The following is a 14614-nucleotide window of genomic DNA, read 5'->3' as shown; positions in this document are numbered from 1 at the left end:
GGGTCGAAAGCACATGTGTGAGTACTGCGGCTGCCAGGCCGTGACCGCGATCGGCGAGCTGACTCGCGAGCACGATCTGGTGGTCGACCTGATCGGGGACGCGCGTACGGCGCACTCCGCCGGCGACGTGGACGCGATGGCCGCGATCGCCGGACGGATCGCCGCGGTGCTCGGCCCGCACACCGAGGTCGAGGAGCACGGCCTGTTCCCCGCTCTCGCCGGGGAGTTCCCCGAGCAGGTCGCCGGGCTGGAAGCGGAGCACCGGCGCATCGAGGCGGTCCTGGGGGAGGCCGCGGACGGCACACCTGCCGACCCCGGCTGGCCGCTCAGGCTGCTCGACGTCCTGAACCTCCTGCGCGCCCACATCCTCAAGGAGCAGGACGGGGTGTTCCCGGCGGCGTTGGCGAGCCTGGGCACCGACGATTGGGAGGCCGTCGAGAAGGTCCGGGCCCGGTCGGCACGCTGCTGCCGGCTTCGGGGCCGGCTTCGGGGTCGGCTTCGGGCGTGCCGGCTTCGGGCGGCTGAACCGGCCGCTGAACCCGCCCCCGGCCGTCATCGTCATCCGCGGCCGCCGCGTCGCTCCTTCGACCCGCGACCTCTCGCCGCCTCGAAGGAGCCGCGCGGCGGCCGCGTCTCGTCGTCCGCGAAAACCTGTCGATCAGCGCAGGACTGTCGATCAGCGCAGGACCAAGGTCCCGGCAGGCCGGGACGGCCGGCACCTGCCGTACCACCCCGCATCGGAGGAGCCTGACATACGCGGCGCGACGCGCGCCGCATCGGCTTCATCGAAGGAGTGCATCGCCGTGTCACCACGCCCGTCCCCGGACGCCGCCGGTTCTCCCGCCACGGACTCTGTGCCCGGTGCGGCGCCGCTGCTGGCCGCGCGTCGTTTCCTGACGAAGGAGACGGTCGGTGACGGCGGGCGGACCCTGCACCAGATCGACCGGAACGCCTGGGAGTCGTTCTACCGGGACCGGTGGCGCTACGACCGGGTGGTCCGGTCGACGCACGGCGTCAACTGCACCGGCTCGTGCTCCTGGAATGTGTTCGTCAAGGACGACCTCATCACCTGGGAGCACCAGGCCACGGACTATCCGACGACGGGTGCGGACTCGCCGGACTACGAGCCGCGCGGCTGCCCGCGCGGCGCGTCCTTCTCCTGGTACGAGTACTCGCCGTCCCGCGTCCGGCACCCGTACGTGCGCGGGGCGCTGGCCGGGATGTTCCGGGAGGCGCTGGAGCGCCTCGGCGACCCGGTGCTCGCCTGGGCCGACATCGTCGAGAACCCGATGAAGGCACGCGCGTACAAGGGTCAGCGGGGCCGCGGCGGCTTCGTGCGCGCCTCGTGGGACGAGGCGATCACCATGATCGCCGCCGCCCACGTATACACGACGAAGACGTACGGCCCGGACCGCGTGGTGGGATTCTCCCCGATCCCGGCGATGTCGATGGCGTCGTTCGCCGCCGGCACCCGCTATCACGCGCTGCTGGGCGGCACGCTGCTGAGCTTCTACGACTGGTACGCCGACCTTCCGGTCGCGTCCCCGCAGATCTGGGGCGACCAGACCGACGTGCCCGAGGCGGGCGACTGGTGGAACTCCACCTATCTGATGATGTGGGGCTCCAACATTCCGGTGACCCGGACCCCGGACGCGCACTTCCTCGCGGAGGCCCGCTACCGGGGCACCAAGGTCGTCGCGGTGAGTCCCGACTACGCGGACAACGTCAAGTTCGCCGACGACTGGCTCGCGCCGCACCCCGGCACGGACGGCGCACTGGCGATGGCCATGGGCCACGTCATCCTCACCGAGTTCTTCCGCGACCGCCAGGTGCCGTACTTCACCGACTACGTCCGCCGCTACACCGACCTGCCGTTCCTCGTCACGCTCCGGCGGCGTGACAACGGCGCCTGGACGCCCGACCGCTTCCTCACGTCCCAGGACCTCGCCGAGGGTGACGCCGGGGACTCGGCGGCGGCGCACAAGACGGTGCTCCTCGACGAGCGTACGGGCGAGCCGGTCGTGCCGAACGGCTCGCTCGGGTTCCGCTACGGCGAGCGGGACGCCGGGCGGTGGAACCTCGACCTCGGCGAGGTCGTGCCCGGGCTCGGCCTGCTCGGACTCACCGGCGACGCCGTCGAGGTCGAGCTGGCCCGGTTCGACGTCGGTGACACCGAAGGCGGCGCCACGATGCGCCGGGGCGTACCGGTCACGCGGGTGGGCGGCCACCTCGTCACGACCGTGTTCGACCTGCTGATGGCGCAGTACGGCGTGCGCCGCGGCGACCTGCCGGGCGGTTGGCCGGCCGGGTACGACGACGCAGGCGAGCCCAACACCCCCGCGTGGCAGGAGCAGATCACGGGGGTTCCCGCCACGCTCGCCGCCCGGATCGCCCGCGAGTTCGCGCGCAACGCCGAACGCAGCCGGGGCCGCTCCCTGATCGTCCTCGGCGCCGGCGCCAACCAGTGGTTCCACTCCGACATGACCTACCGGGCCTTCATCGCGCTCGTCACGCTGACCGGCTGCCAGGGCGTCAACGGCGGCGGCTGGGCGCACTACGTCGGCCAGGAGAAGGCCAGGCCGCTGACCGGACAGCAGCACATGTCCTTCGCCTTCGACTGGCAGCGCCCGATGCGCCACCAGGCCGCGACGCCGTACTGGTACCTGCACACCGACCAGTGGCGGTACGAGCGGGTGCCCGCCGACGAGCTGTCCTCGCCGCTGGGCACCGGCCGGTTCACCGGCATGACGTTCGCGGACACGATCGCCGCCGCCCAGCGGATGGGCTGGAGCCCCGGCCACCCGGCGTTCAACCGCAATCCCCTCGACCTCACCGACGAGGCGGCCGAGGCGGGCCGCACCGTGCAGCAGTACGTCGTGGACGAACTCCAGGCCGGTCGGCTCAAGGCGGTCGCCGAGGACCCCGACGATCCGGCGAACTTCCCCCGCTGCCTCACCCTGTGGCGGGCCAACCTGCTGGGCTCCTCGGGCAAGGGCAACGAGTACTTCATGCGGCACCTGCTCGGGGTGGACTCCCTCGCCGGCGCGCAGGAGTGCGACCCCGATCAGCGGCCCCGCGACGTGGTCTGGCGCGACGAGGTGCCGGCCGGGAAGCTGGACCTGCTCACCGCGATCGACTTCCGGATGACCAACACCGGCCTCCACGCCGACGTGGTCCTGCCGGCCGCCACCTGGTATGAGAAGCACGACATCTCGACCACGGACATGCACCCGTTCGTGCACGCGTTCAGCCCGGCCGTCGAGCCGCCGGCGGACGCGCACACCGACTACGACGCCTTCCTCGCCCTCGCCGACCGGTTCAGCGAGCTCGCGGCCACCCACCTCGGCGTACGCCGCGACGTGCTCGCGGTGCCGCTGCAGCACGACACACCCGACGAGCTCGCCATGCCCGGCGGCCGGGTGCGGGACTGGAAGGCGGGGGAGTGCCTGCCCGTGCCCGGTGTGACGATGCCGAAGCTCGTCGAGATCGAGCGCGACTACACCCTGATCGGCGCCAAGATGCGCGCGGTGGGCCCGCTGCTCGACACCCTCGGCACCACCACCAAGGCGATCACCGTCGACGTCACCCCGGAGATCGAGTATCTCGCCCACCAGAACGGCGTCGTCGCCGACGGCCCGTTCGCCGGACGCCCGTCGCTCGCGACCGCCGACCGGATGTGCGAGGCGATCCTGGCGCTGTCCGGCACCACCAACGGGCGGGTGGCCGCCGCCGGTTTCGCCGCACTCGAACTGCGCACCGGGCAGCGGTTCGCCGACCTCGTCGAAGGACACGAGACCGACCACATCTCCTACCCGGACACCCAGGCCGCGCCGCAGCCGGTGTTCACCAGCCCCGAGTGGTCCGGATCGGAGAAGGGCGGCCGCCGCTACTCGCCGTTCACCCTCAACGTCGAACGGTCGAAGCCCTGGCACACCCTCACCGGGCGGCAGCACTTCTTCGTCGAGCACGACTGGGTCGCCGAGCTCGGCGAGCAACTGCCCGCCTTCCGCCCGCCGCTGAACATGGCGCGCCACTTCGGCAGGCCCGGCGAGCTCGTCGACGGCGGCGTGACGGTCCGCTTCCTGACCCCGCACGCCAAGTGGTCGATCCACTCGATGTACCACGACAACGAACTGATGCTCGCGCTGTCCCGGGGCGGGCCGGTGATCTGGATGAGCGTCGAGGACGCCGCGAAGATCGGCGTCAGGGACAACGAGTGGATCGAGGCGCACAACCGCAACGGCGTCGTCGTCGCCCGCGCCGTCGTCAGCCACCGGATGCCCGAGGGCACGGTGTTCCAGTACCACTCGCCCGAGCGGACGGTGAACGTGCCCAAGGCCGAGAAGAGCGGCCGGCGCGGCGGCTACCACAACTCGATGACCCGGCTGCTGGTCAAACCCACCCACCTCGCGGGCGGGCACGCCCAGCTCACCTACGCCTTCAACTACTACGGCCCGATCGGCAGCCAGCGCGACGAGATCACGGTGATCCGCCGCCGTGCCCAGGAAGTGGAGTACTGATGAGGATCCGCGCGCAGGTCGCGATGGTGATGAACCTCGACAAGTGCATCGGTTGTCACACCTGCTCCGTCACCTGCAAGCAGACCTGGACCAACCGCGAGGGCACCGAGTACGTGTGGTTCAACAACGTCGAGACCAAACCCGGCATCGGATATCCCAAGCACTACGAGGACCAGGATCGCTGGCACGGCGGGTGGCGGCTCGACGGCAAGGGCCGGCTGACCCTGCGCTCCGGCGGCCGCGTGAAGCGGCTGACCCGCATCTTCGCCAACCCGGACCTGCCGTCGATCGACGACTACTACGAGCCGGTGACGTTCGACAAGGACATCCTGGTGAGCGCGCCAGGCGGCCTCGACGACACGCCGGTCAAGCGGCCGTACTCCGCGCTGACGGGCGAACCGGCGGCCGTGGAATGGGGCGCGAACTGGGAGGACGGTCTCGGGGGCGCGCACGAGCGGGCCGGCCGCGACCCGAACATCACCCGGATGCCGGCCGAGGCCGCGACGAAGGTCAGGTTCGAGTTCGAGAAGACCTTCATGTTCCACCTGCCGCGGATCTGCGAGCACTGCCTCAACCCGGCCTGCGTGTCGGCGTGCCCGTCCGGCGCGATGTACAAGCGCGAGGAGGACGGCATCGTCCTGGTCGACCAGAACAAGTGCCGGGGCTGGCGGATGTGCGTGTCGGCGTGCCCGTACAAGAAGGTGTACGTCAACCACGCCACCGGCAAGGCCGAGAAGTGCACCCTGTGCTTCCCCCGGATCGAGGCCGGTCAGCCCACCATCTGCTCGGAGACGTGCGTGGGACGGCTGCGCTACCTCGGCATCGTCTTCTACGACGAGGACGCCGTGCTCGCCGCCGCGTCCGTTCCTGACGAGCGCGACCTGCTCGACGCCCAGCGTGACGTCTTCCTCGACCCGCACGACCCGGCGGTGCAACAGGCCGCCCGCGACGCCGGCATGCCGGAGGAGTGGGTCGAGGCCGCGAAGGCGTCCCCGGTGTGGCGGCTGATCAGCGAGTATCGGATCGCGCTGCCGCTGCACCCGGAGTATCGGACGCTGCCGATGGTCTGGTACGTCCCGCCGCTGTCGCCGGTGCTCGACGCGACCGGCGCCGCGGGCCGCGACGACACCGACGCCGACGACGTCTTCCACACCATCCGGGACCTGCGCATCCCGGTGGAGTACCTCGCCGAACTGTTCACCGCAGGTGACGCCGACGCCGCCGCCGGGGTCCTGATGAAGCTGGCCGCGATGCGCTCGTACATGCGGGCCCGCACCCTGGACGGCACCGTCGCGCAGGACCTGCTGGACGGCATCGGAATGACCGCCGAGCAGGTCGAGTCGATGTACCGGCTGCTGGCGATCGCCAAGTACGAGGAGCGGTACGTCATCCCGGCCGCCTACGGCAAGGACGCCGCCGCCCTCGAAGCGCAGGCCACCGCGACGGACGGCTGCTCGCTCGACTGCGAGGGCGGCCCCGGCATGGGTGGGCAGGGCATGGGTGGACAGGGCGTGGGCGGATCGGAGCACGTCGTGGCCGCCGTGGAGCGTTTCCACCTGGTCAGCGGCGACGACGACGTGCACGCCGGTCGGCGGGGGCTCGTGTCGCGCCGCCGCGACGGGCGAATGGGCCTGTCCATCATCCCGCTGTGGGGCCGGCCATGACCGCGCCGTCGATCGACGCCGTCCCGGTGACCGCGGCCGACCGGACCCGGCTGTTCCGGCTCGCCTCGGTGCTGCTCACGTATCCGGACGCCGAACTGCTCGGCGCCCGCGACGAACTGCGCGGCGCCGCAGCCCGCATCGAGCACCCGCGGCTGCGCGGCCAGGTCGAGGAGTTCCTCGCCTGGCTGACCGGCACCGAGCCGATCGAGGTGCAGCGGCACTACGTGCAGACCTTCGACCTGCGCCGCAGGTCCGGCCTGTACCTGACGTACTACCTGCACGGCGACACCCGCAAGCGGGGGATGGCGCTGCTCATCCTCAAGCAGCGCTACCGCGCCCATGGCCTGCGGCTGGCCGCCGGTGAACTGCCCGACCTGCTGCCGGTCGTGCTCGAGTTCGCCGCCACGGTCGGCCCGGGCGAAGGGGAGGCGCCGCTGCGCCAGCACCGGCGCGGCATCGAACTGCTGCGTGCCGCCCTCGCGGACCTCGGCACGCCGTATCACCTGCTCCTCGACGCGATCACCGACGTCCTGCCCGAGCTGACCGACGCCGACCGGGCGGCCGTCGCGGAACTGGCCCTCGACGGCCCGCCCGTCGAGTCCGTCGGCCTTGACCCCCTCGGCTCGGGTGAGCTCGGCGTCGGTCTCGCCCCTTACCCCACCTGTCCCTCGCCGGAGGCCCGATGAACACCGTCGTCTGGATCGTCCTGCCGTACCTGTGCCTGGCGGTGTTCGCCGGCGGTCACGTGTGGCGGTGGCGCCACGACCAGTTCGGCTGGACCACGCACACCAGCCAGCTGCTGGAGAACCGGATCCTGCGCCTGGGATCGCCGCTGTTCCACCTCGGCGCGTTCGGGGTCATCGGCGGGCACGCCATGGGGCTGCTGGTGCCGGCCTCGGTGACCGCGGCGCTCCGGATCCCCGAGCACCTCTACCACCTGACCGCGGTCTGGGGTGGCACGCTGACCGGCGCCATGCTCGTCGCCGGGCTGGTCCTGCTCATCGCCCGCCGCTTCGTCAACGGACGGGTCCGGCGCGCGACCACCCCGATGGACAGGGTGCTCTACGCCGCCATGGCGGTCATGATCGCGCTCGGCATGACCGCCACGGTCGCCGTCAACCTGCTCGGCCCCGGGTACGACTACCGGGAGACGATCGCCGTCTGGTTCCGCAGCGTGTTCTGGTTCTCCCCGCGCAGCGACCTGATGATCGGCGCGCCGCTGGTCTACCAGGTGCACGCCATCGGCGGCTTCCTGTTCCTGGCGTTGTGGCCCTTCACCCGGCTCGTCCACGTCTGGTCGGCGCCGCTGGCCTACCTGTGGCGCCCGTACGTCGTCTACCGCGCGCGGCGCGGGCCCGTGCCCGCCGCGCCGCCGGCACCGGCCGCCGCGCGGGCCTCACACGGGTAGGCAGGAGGGACCCCCGCCCTCCTGGCCGGGGACCTTTGTCACTACAGCCCCCTGCCGGGCCGTGGTGGACTCCTGATCGGCCCCGCCGCGTCCTACTGCCGGCGGGGCCGCAGGCGAGAACCTGGGACTTTGGGGGGATGCGGGTTGTCCGACGCCGATCGCCGTACGGAAGGCTTCCCGGTAGCGCGGACCGGGCCCGCGGGGATCGCGCCGCCCGTCCTGATACAGGGCGGGATGGGCGTGGGGGTGTCCGGGTGGCGGCTGGCACGCGCGGTGGCGAAGACCGGCCAGCTCGGTGTGGTGTCGGGCACGGCGCTCGACGTCATGCTGGCCCGGCGGCTGCAGCAGGGGGATCCGGAAGGGCATCTGCGCCGGGCGCTGGCCCGCTTCCCGGTCCCCGAGATCGCGGAGCGGGTCCTGGCCCGCTATTTCGTTCCCGGCGGAGCCGGCAGCGGCAGGCCGTACCGGCCGGTGCCGCGCCTGGGGCTGCGGCGCAGCCAGGCCGCGGACGAACTGGCCGTGGTCGCCAACTTCGCCGAGGTCCTGCTCGCCAAGGAGGGGCACGACGGCCTGATCGGGGTCAACTACCTGGAGAAGATCCAGATGGCCACGCCGGCCGCGGTCTACGGTGCGATGCTCGCCGGGGTCGACTACGTGCTGATGGGCGCCGGCATCCCGGTGGAGATCCCGCGGCTGCTCGACGATCTCGCGGCGCACCGGGCGGCGGAGATCTCGGTGACCGTGGCCGGCGGCGAGACGCCGCACACGGTCGGCCTCGACCCGGCGGCGCTGCTCGGCCGTCGCTTACGCCCCCGGCCGCGGCCCCGGCTGCTGGCGATCGTCTCCTCGCACGTCCTGGCCGCCTACCTCGCGCGCTCGGCGGGCACCAGGCCGGACGGGTTCGTGATCGAGTCGCCGTCGGCGGGCGGCCACAGCGCGCCGCCGCGCGGCCGGTTGCGGCTGGACGAGGCGGGCGAACCCGTGTACGGCCCGCGCGACGAGGTGGACACCGGCAAGGTCGCGGCGCTCGGCCTGCCGTTCTGGCTCGCGGGCGGGTACGGCACGCCCGGCGGGCTCACCAGGGCGCTGAAGACGGGAGCCGCCGGGATCCAGGTGGGCTCGGCGTTCGCGCTGTGCCGGGAGTCCGGCCTGGACGAGGAGCTCAGGCTGCGGCTGCTGCGCGGCGCCGCCGACGGCACACTGGAGGTCCGCAACGATCCCCACGCGTCCCCTGCCGGTTTCCCCTTCAAGGTCGCCCATGTCCCCGGCACGCTGTCCGACCCAGACGTCTACGCGGAGCGGACCCGGCTGTGCGACCTGGGCTATCTGCGCACGCCCTACCAGAAGCCGGACGGCGGGGTCGGTTACCGCTGCCCGGCGGAACCGGTGGAGACCTACGTCCGCAAGGGCGGTCGCGCGGAGGAGACCATCGAGCGCCGGTGCCTGTGCAACGGGCTGCTCGCCGCGATCGGCCTCGGGCAGCACCGGCCGGACGGTTATCCGGAACCCCCGCTGCTCACCCTCGGCCAGGACATCGGCTTCCTCGACGGGCTGCAGGACGACTACTCGGCCGCCGACGTGGTGGACCGCATCCTGAAGGGGGCGAGCGCCTCGCCGGCGTCCGTGTCCGCCGCATCCTGAGGATCGGCGACGGGCCCGGCCACGGGGGTGGCCGGGCCCGGGTGGATCACCTGTGGCCGGGACAGGGGATCACGCGTAGGGGTTCTGGGTCACCAGGTGGGCCTTGAACCCCTCGCCGAAGGTGCTGGTCGGAGTGCCGTTGGCGTCGGTGATGAGGACGTTGCCCGAGCTGTCGCAGCCTCCCCAGGCGTTCCAGGTCCAGGCGAGGTAACCGACACCGTTCGCGTCGGCCCAGTTCATGACCTTGTCGATGTAGTCGTGGGCGCAGGTGTTCTGGCCGATCTCACCGGCCACCACCGGCACCTTCGCGGCGACGGCGCCGATCGTGTTGTTCCAGCAGGTGGTGTCCACGCACCCGTTGAAGTTGTACGAGTGCCAGGAGGCCATCAGGTTGCCGGTCGGGTCCTTCGGCTTGTAGTTCAGCCACTGGCTCAGGTCGTTGGTCCAGGTGAGACCGGCCGTCATGATGACATTGGCGGCTCCGGTGGCACGGACCGCGTCGACCAGGGTCTGCATGCCGGCGACCTGGTAGCCGATCCCGGCGCAGGTGCCGCCGTCACGCAGGCAGGTCCACGCCGCGGTGGCGTCCGTCCAGTTGTTGGCCGCGTCCGGATAGGGCTCGTTGAACAGGTCGAAGATGACGGCGTTGTTGCCCTTGAACGTGTTCGCCACCTGGGTCCAGAACGTCGGCGCGTACTTCGCGTCGGGCATGGGCTTCTGGCAGGTCGCCGCCACATCCGAGCAGCCCGCGCCCGGCCCCGCGTACTGGCCGTAGTTCCAGTGCATCTCGACGATCGGCGTGATCCCGTTGGCGATCAGCAGGTTCACGTAGTCCTTGACCGCCTGCTGGTAGGCCGCGCCGCTGGTCCCGCCCGAAGGCACGTCGCCGGTCCCCAGCCAGCACTCCTCGTTCAGCGGGATCCGCACCACATGGATGTTCCACGGCTTCATCGCGGCGACGGAGGCCTGATCCGCCGGGCCGTCCCACATGCCCCTGCCCTGGATGCAGGCGAACTCCCCACTGGAGCGGTTGACACCCAGCAGCCGGTACGGCTTGCCGGCCGAAGTCACCAACCTGTTGCCCGAGACGTGCAACTGCGGGGCCGGCCCGTCGGGCTGGGGGCTGGGAGACGAGGACGGGGACGGGCTCGCGGACGGGGATGGGCTCGGTTTCGGCGACGGGCTCGGGCTTGGGCTGGGACTCGAGCTCGGGCTGGGGCTTGGGGACGCGCCGTTACAGGTGACGCCGTTGACGGTGAACGCGGCGGGCACCGGGTTGCTCCCGCTCCACTTGCCGATGAAGCCGATCGACACCGAGCCGTTGGCGGGGACGTTGCCGTTCCAGCTCAGGCTCTTGGCGGTGACGTGCGCGCCGGACTGCGACCAGTCGGCGTTCCAGCCGTTGCTCACGCCCTGACCAGCCGCGGGAAAGTCGAACTCCAAGGTCCAGCCGGTCAGCGGGCCGCCGAGGCCGGTGATCGCGACGTCACCCTGGAAGCCGCCCTGCCACTCGCTGACGACCTTGTACTGCACCGAGCACCCGCCGGGGGCGGCCACTGCGGGGACGGATATCGCGGACATGCCCGCTGCGGCCAGCACTCCTGCGGCGGCTGCCGCCAGTCTGACACGTAGTTGCATCGAAGCCTCCTTACTGGGAACCGGACGGCCGTCGAGAGCAGCGCTGTGGATGAACGGTGGGTTACTTAAGGGCTTAAGTCAAGGACGTCCCTCTGCGGAGGTGCGAGGCGGGCCGGACACGGAAAGCGACGGAAACGGTTCCCTGTCGTCACATCACGTGAAAAGCCGATCCGGACGTGCGGTCCGTCGGCGGCCGCCGGGGCGTTCGAGGGTCTGAGCCCAGGATGCTCACGTCCTCGATGACGTGTGCGTACCGAGAAAGTTTCAGTGGGTACCCCGACGTCGGCCGCGCGCCGGACGGTCGAGGTGTTCCTCGGCAGCCGCGATGGGGATCTGGCCGACGTGGTGACTTAAGCGCTTAAGAATCCCGCGGGCGTTCCAGCCCTTTCCGGGGGGAGACAGGAAAGGCTGTTCCTCTTCCGGCAGCGGTAACAGAATGGTCAGGACGTGAGGGGGGATGCAGTGAAGCGGCCGACCATCGCCGAGATCGCGGCAAGGGCCGGTGTCTCGATCGGCGCCGTGTCGTACGCGCTCAACGGCCGGCCGGGAGTGTCCGCGGAGACCCGCAAACTCATCCTCGACATCGCCAACGAGATCGGCTGGCGGCCGAGCGCGGCGGCCAGGTCCCTGTCCGGGTCCCGGGCGCACAGCGTCGGCCTGATCATCGCCCGCCCGGCGGACACGCTCGGTGTCGAGCCCTTCTTCATGCGGTTCATCGCCGGGCTGGAACGCGAACTGTCCGGGCGGCGCACCGCGCTGCTCCTGCAGGTCGTCGAGGACCACCGCGCTGCGATCGACGCGATGCGGCTCTGCTGGGCGGAACGGCGCGTCGACGGCATGGTCGTCACCGACCTGTGGACAGAGGACGCGCGGATCCCGGTGCTCGAGGAACTCCAGATCCCGGCCGTTCTGGTCGGCCGGCCCCGGCCGGACACGGAGCTGCCCGCCGTCTGGACCGACGACGCGGCAGCCGTGGTCTCGGCGGTCGACTACCTGGTGGCGCTCGGACACCGCCGCATCGCGCGCGTCGCGGGGTTGTCCGCACTGGAACACACCCAAGTACGCATCGCGGCCTTCCGCCAGGCCGTGCTCGGTCACGGCCTCGGTGAACCACAGGTCGTCGAGACCGACTACACCTGGGAGGAGGGTATGCGGGCCACGCGGACGCTGCTGTCCCGGCGCGACCGCCCGACCGCGATCATGTTCGACAACGACGTGATGGCCACCGCCGCGCTCAACGTGGCGCAGGAGATGGGTGTCGCCGTGCCGGACGAGCTGTCGATCGTGGCCGGTGACGACTCGCAGCTGTGCGTGATGGTGCGACCGGCGCTGACGGCGCTCTCCTGGGACATCCAGGCGTACGGCGTGCAGACCGCACGGGTGCTGGCGGACACGATCGACGGCCGTTCCCCCGGCTCCCGGCAGGTCGGCACGGCGAGTCTGGTCGTCCGGTCGAGCACCACCTCACCGCCGGCCTGACCGACCGGCGCCGTGTCAGGGCACGTGAATCGAGGGTGGGGGAAGGGCCGCTCTCGTGGCCCGCAGCCCGGCGATCGCGCCATCGGTCATGGCGATCGCCGCTGCGATGTGCACCGGAGCGAGCACGAACGACGCGGGGCGGTGCCGCCCGCCGACGAGCATCAGAAGTGCGGCCAGCGCGAAGCCGGCCTGGGCCAGGCGAACCGCGCGTTCGCTCACCCCCCGTGCGGCCGCCGCTGTCCGAAGGACCCGCCACACGCCGGCCAGATCGCCGCCGCACACCACGTCGGCCGACCAGCACGCGCCGCCGCAGGCGTCGGTGATCGCGACACCGGCGTCGCGGCGGCCAGCGCCTCCTCGTCCGCCGCCGAGATGACCAGGACATCCTCACCGGCTTCCTGGAACCGCCGTACGTGCCCGGCCAGGCCGTCCTCGGCGTCCAGTATTCGATCGGCATGCGGCAGCAGTCCGGCGACGCTCGGTTCGTCGGTCAGCACCACGGTGGATCCGGCGGACCCGGCGGCGTCGAGTACGGCGGCGGCCAGCGGCGCGAGCTCCGCCCTGACGGTGACGCGGCCGAGCCGCCGGTCGTGCTCGTGGACGACCAGGCGGCCCCTGTCCGGGCCACCGCCGCGCTCCAGCCGGATGCCGCCGTGCCGCCACGGGCCGGCGCCGGCGCCGCCGACATCGTTCCGCGACAGCCCGGCCAGCACGTCGGTCGCGGCCTGCCACACACGAGCCACTTCGACGCCCGGCTCGGCGTCGGCGGTCAGCACCCGGGGGCGTTCGCCACAGAGCACACGAGAGTCGATGACGATCACCGATATCCGGTCCAGCCGCCGGAACACCGCGGCGTTCAGCGGCAGGATCCCTCTGCGTGCCAGTTCCCAGCCCGCTGCCGAGGCGAATCCCCCGCGCCCGTACTGGGCGGCCTTGGGCGCCGCGGCGAGGATCGCATCGGCCGCCCGGCCCGGACTGCGCGTGAGGGCGAACACGATGGCCGCAAGCGCCGGGGCGATGGGACCGAGCCGGTCACTCCATTTCTCGACGGGCCCAGGAGGGCGGTGCCTCGGCCGGGGCGGGCGAGGCCGCGGCTCGTGTGGCAGGCTCTCCGGACGGAAGCACAGCTCGGCCTCCCGGCGCTGCCAGACCTTACGCCGCTCCCACACCTCGGCGAGAAGGAGCGCGCGATACACGGCGTCGACCGCCGGGGAGGCGATGCCTTGGGACAGGCCGTGGGCGGCGGCACTCACCAGGGAGAGCATCAGATCGGTCTCGATGGGGCCGATCCGTCGCTTGAGCCACCGGCGCAGGCCGTGCTCCACCTCGATCAGGGCGACGGCCAGCCGTGCCTCGTGGGGCAGCGCCGGAAGCCGGAACACCTTCCCCGCCACCGCCGATGTCAGGGCCACACAGTCGGCGGCGAGCTCGGCCGCGGCGGCGGCGATGGCCGCGCTGTCACCCGGATGAGTCGCCCGGCTCCAGGGGAAGTCCTCCTCCTGGGTGCCGTAGGTTTTCTCCACCGCGCGGACCGTCTCCAGCAGCCGCTCCAGGCCCAGTCGCCGTTCGTCGAACGCCACCAGCACCTGTCCGGTCACCGCGTTGACCTCGGCCCAGCGGACTCCTCGCAGCCGGCTCAGCGCCTTCGGCACACCCGTGGCCAGTTCGCGCGCCCGTCCGTTCTCGCCCTCCAGACCGCGTACCTCGATGTAGGCGTGCCCGTGCTCCGCCCACGCCCGGCGATGGTGCCGGCGCTCGTGCAGATCCGTCAGGACCTGCCCCACCCAGGCCGCCTTCCGGGGCAGCGCCCTGGCGGTATCGAGGCCCTGCCGCGCAACGGATTCGGTCTTCGTCACGGCCCGGCGGACGCCCCTACCGCCTGCGCCTGCCACCTCGCCCATCGTGCCGGCGGCGGACGTGGTGATCTTCGCGGCGGCGGCCGCTCCCGCGATCGCCATGCCCGCGCCGGCGACGACTGCCGCCTGCGCGGTGTTCAGCGCCGCGCCCGCCGTGCGGCCGGTCGCCGACGCCATCCGGTCCGCCATCCGTGCCGGGCCGCTGAGCAGCGAAAACACATTTCCTGGCATCGGCGGCGCTCTACCCGGTAGGACCCCGCCCTACGCCTGTCAGCCGGAGGAACATCACTGGTGCGCGCCATATCGGGAGCATGCGGTGCATTACGGGAAGCGCAAGTGGCGGCTTCGTGGCCGCTGATACGCTTTACGCCTTTCGGTAACTCTGATCACATACGGGGCAAGAGTGAC

10 protein-coding genes are annotated in these 14614 nt (G+C 71.7%); 7 read left to right on the top strand and 3 right to left on the bottom strand.

Annotation, left to right across the window (positions count from 1 at the left end; all coding sequences use genetic code 11):
• The first annotated feature begins 13 nt into the window (after positions 1 to 13).
• The 6 genes from B1L11_RS11445 to B1L11_RS11420 all read left to right on the top strand — a co-directional run bounded on the left by B1L11_RS11445 (position 14) and on the right by B1L11_RS11420 (position 9233).
• Positions 14 to 751 (top strand): hemerythrin domain-containing protein, encoded by a 738-nt coding sequence (locus B1L11_RS11445; RefSeq protein WP_143737189.1) that lies wholly within the window; start codon positions 14 to 16, stop codon positions 749 to 751.
• 52 nt (positions 752 to 803) lie between these two features.
• On the top strand, positions 804 to 4520 hold the full coding sequence (locus tag B1L11_RS11440) for a nitrate reductase subunit alpha (protein ID WP_256862427.1): 3717 nt from the start codon (positions 804 to 806) through the stop codon (positions 4518 to 4520).
• Positions 4520 to 6184, top strand: a complete 1665-nt coding sequence (gene narH / locus B1L11_RS11435; protein ID WP_079314452.1) for a nitrate reductase subunit beta — start codon at positions 4520 to 4522, stop codon at positions 6182 to 6184. Before B1L11_RS11440 ends, narH begins: the two co-directional genes overlap by 1 nt.
• Positions 6169 to 6870 carry a nitrate reductase molybdenum cofactor assembly chaperone gene (narJ, locus tag B1L11_RS11430; RefSeq protein ID WP_256862426.1) on the top strand — a complete coding sequence of 234 codons (702 nt, stop codon included), beginning with the start codon at positions 6169 to 6171 and terminating at the stop codon, positions 6868 to 6870. Before narH ends, narJ begins: the two co-directional genes overlap by 16 nt.
• Entirely contained in the window at positions 6867 to 7592 is a 726-nt protein-coding gene (gene narI, locus B1L11_RS11425; RefSeq protein WP_079314451.1) for a respiratory nitrate reductase subunit gamma, read from the top strand. Before narJ ends, narI begins: the two co-directional genes overlap by 4 nt.
• A 144-nt stretch (positions 7593 to 7736) precedes the next feature.
• Positions 7737 to 9233, top strand: a complete 1497-nt coding sequence (locus B1L11_RS11420; protein ID WP_256862425.1) for a nitronate monooxygenase — start codon at positions 7737 to 7739, stop codon at positions 9231 to 9233.
• A 69-nt stretch (positions 9234 to 9302) separates the two neighbouring features.
• Here the strand turns inward: B1L11_RS11420 and B1L11_RS11415 are convergent, their stop codons facing one another.
• On the bottom strand, positions 9303 to 10871 hold the full coding sequence (locus B1L11_RS11415; RefSeq protein ID WP_218671043.1) for a cellulase family glycosylhydrolase: 1569 nt from the start codon (positions 10869 to 10871) through the stop codon (positions 9303 to 9305).
• Between the two features lie 462 nt (positions 10872 to 11333).
• Here B1L11_RS11415 and B1L11_RS11410 point away from each other — a divergent pair, with 462 nt between their 5' ends.
• Positions 11334 to 12350 (top strand): LacI family DNA-binding transcriptional regulator, encoded by a 1017-nt coding sequence (locus tag B1L11_RS11410; protein ID WP_079314448.1) that lies wholly within the window; start codon positions 11334 to 11336, stop codon positions 12348 to 12350.
• Positions 12351 to 12365: 15 nt separating this feature from the next.
• On the opposite strand, the gene B1L11_RS11405 is transcribed toward B1L11_RS11410, so the two are convergent.
• Together B1L11_RS11405 and B1L11_RS11400 are read right to left on the bottom strand one after the other, a co-directional pair.
• On the bottom strand, positions 12366 to 12569 hold the full coding sequence (locus B1L11_RS11405) for a hypothetical protein (protein ID WP_079314447.1): 204 nt from the start codon (positions 12567 to 12569) through the stop codon (positions 12366 to 12368).
• On the bottom strand, positions 12566 to 14437 hold the full coding sequence (locus B1L11_RS11400; protein ID WP_143737188.1) for a heavy-metal-associated domain-containing protein: 1872 nt from the start codon (positions 14435 to 14437) through the stop codon (positions 12566 to 12568). The genes B1L11_RS11405 and B1L11_RS11400 overlap by 4 nt, the downstream gene beginning before the upstream one ends.
• Between the last annotated feature and the right edge of the window lie 177 nt (positions 14438 to 14614).

This window comes from Microbispora sp. GKU 823, assembly GCF_002027145.1.
Lineage (GTDB): Bacteria > Actinomycetota > Actinomycetes > Streptosporangiales > Streptosporangiaceae > Microbispora > Microbispora siamensis.
This window is presented reverse-complemented; position numbering and strand designations above follow the sequence as displayed.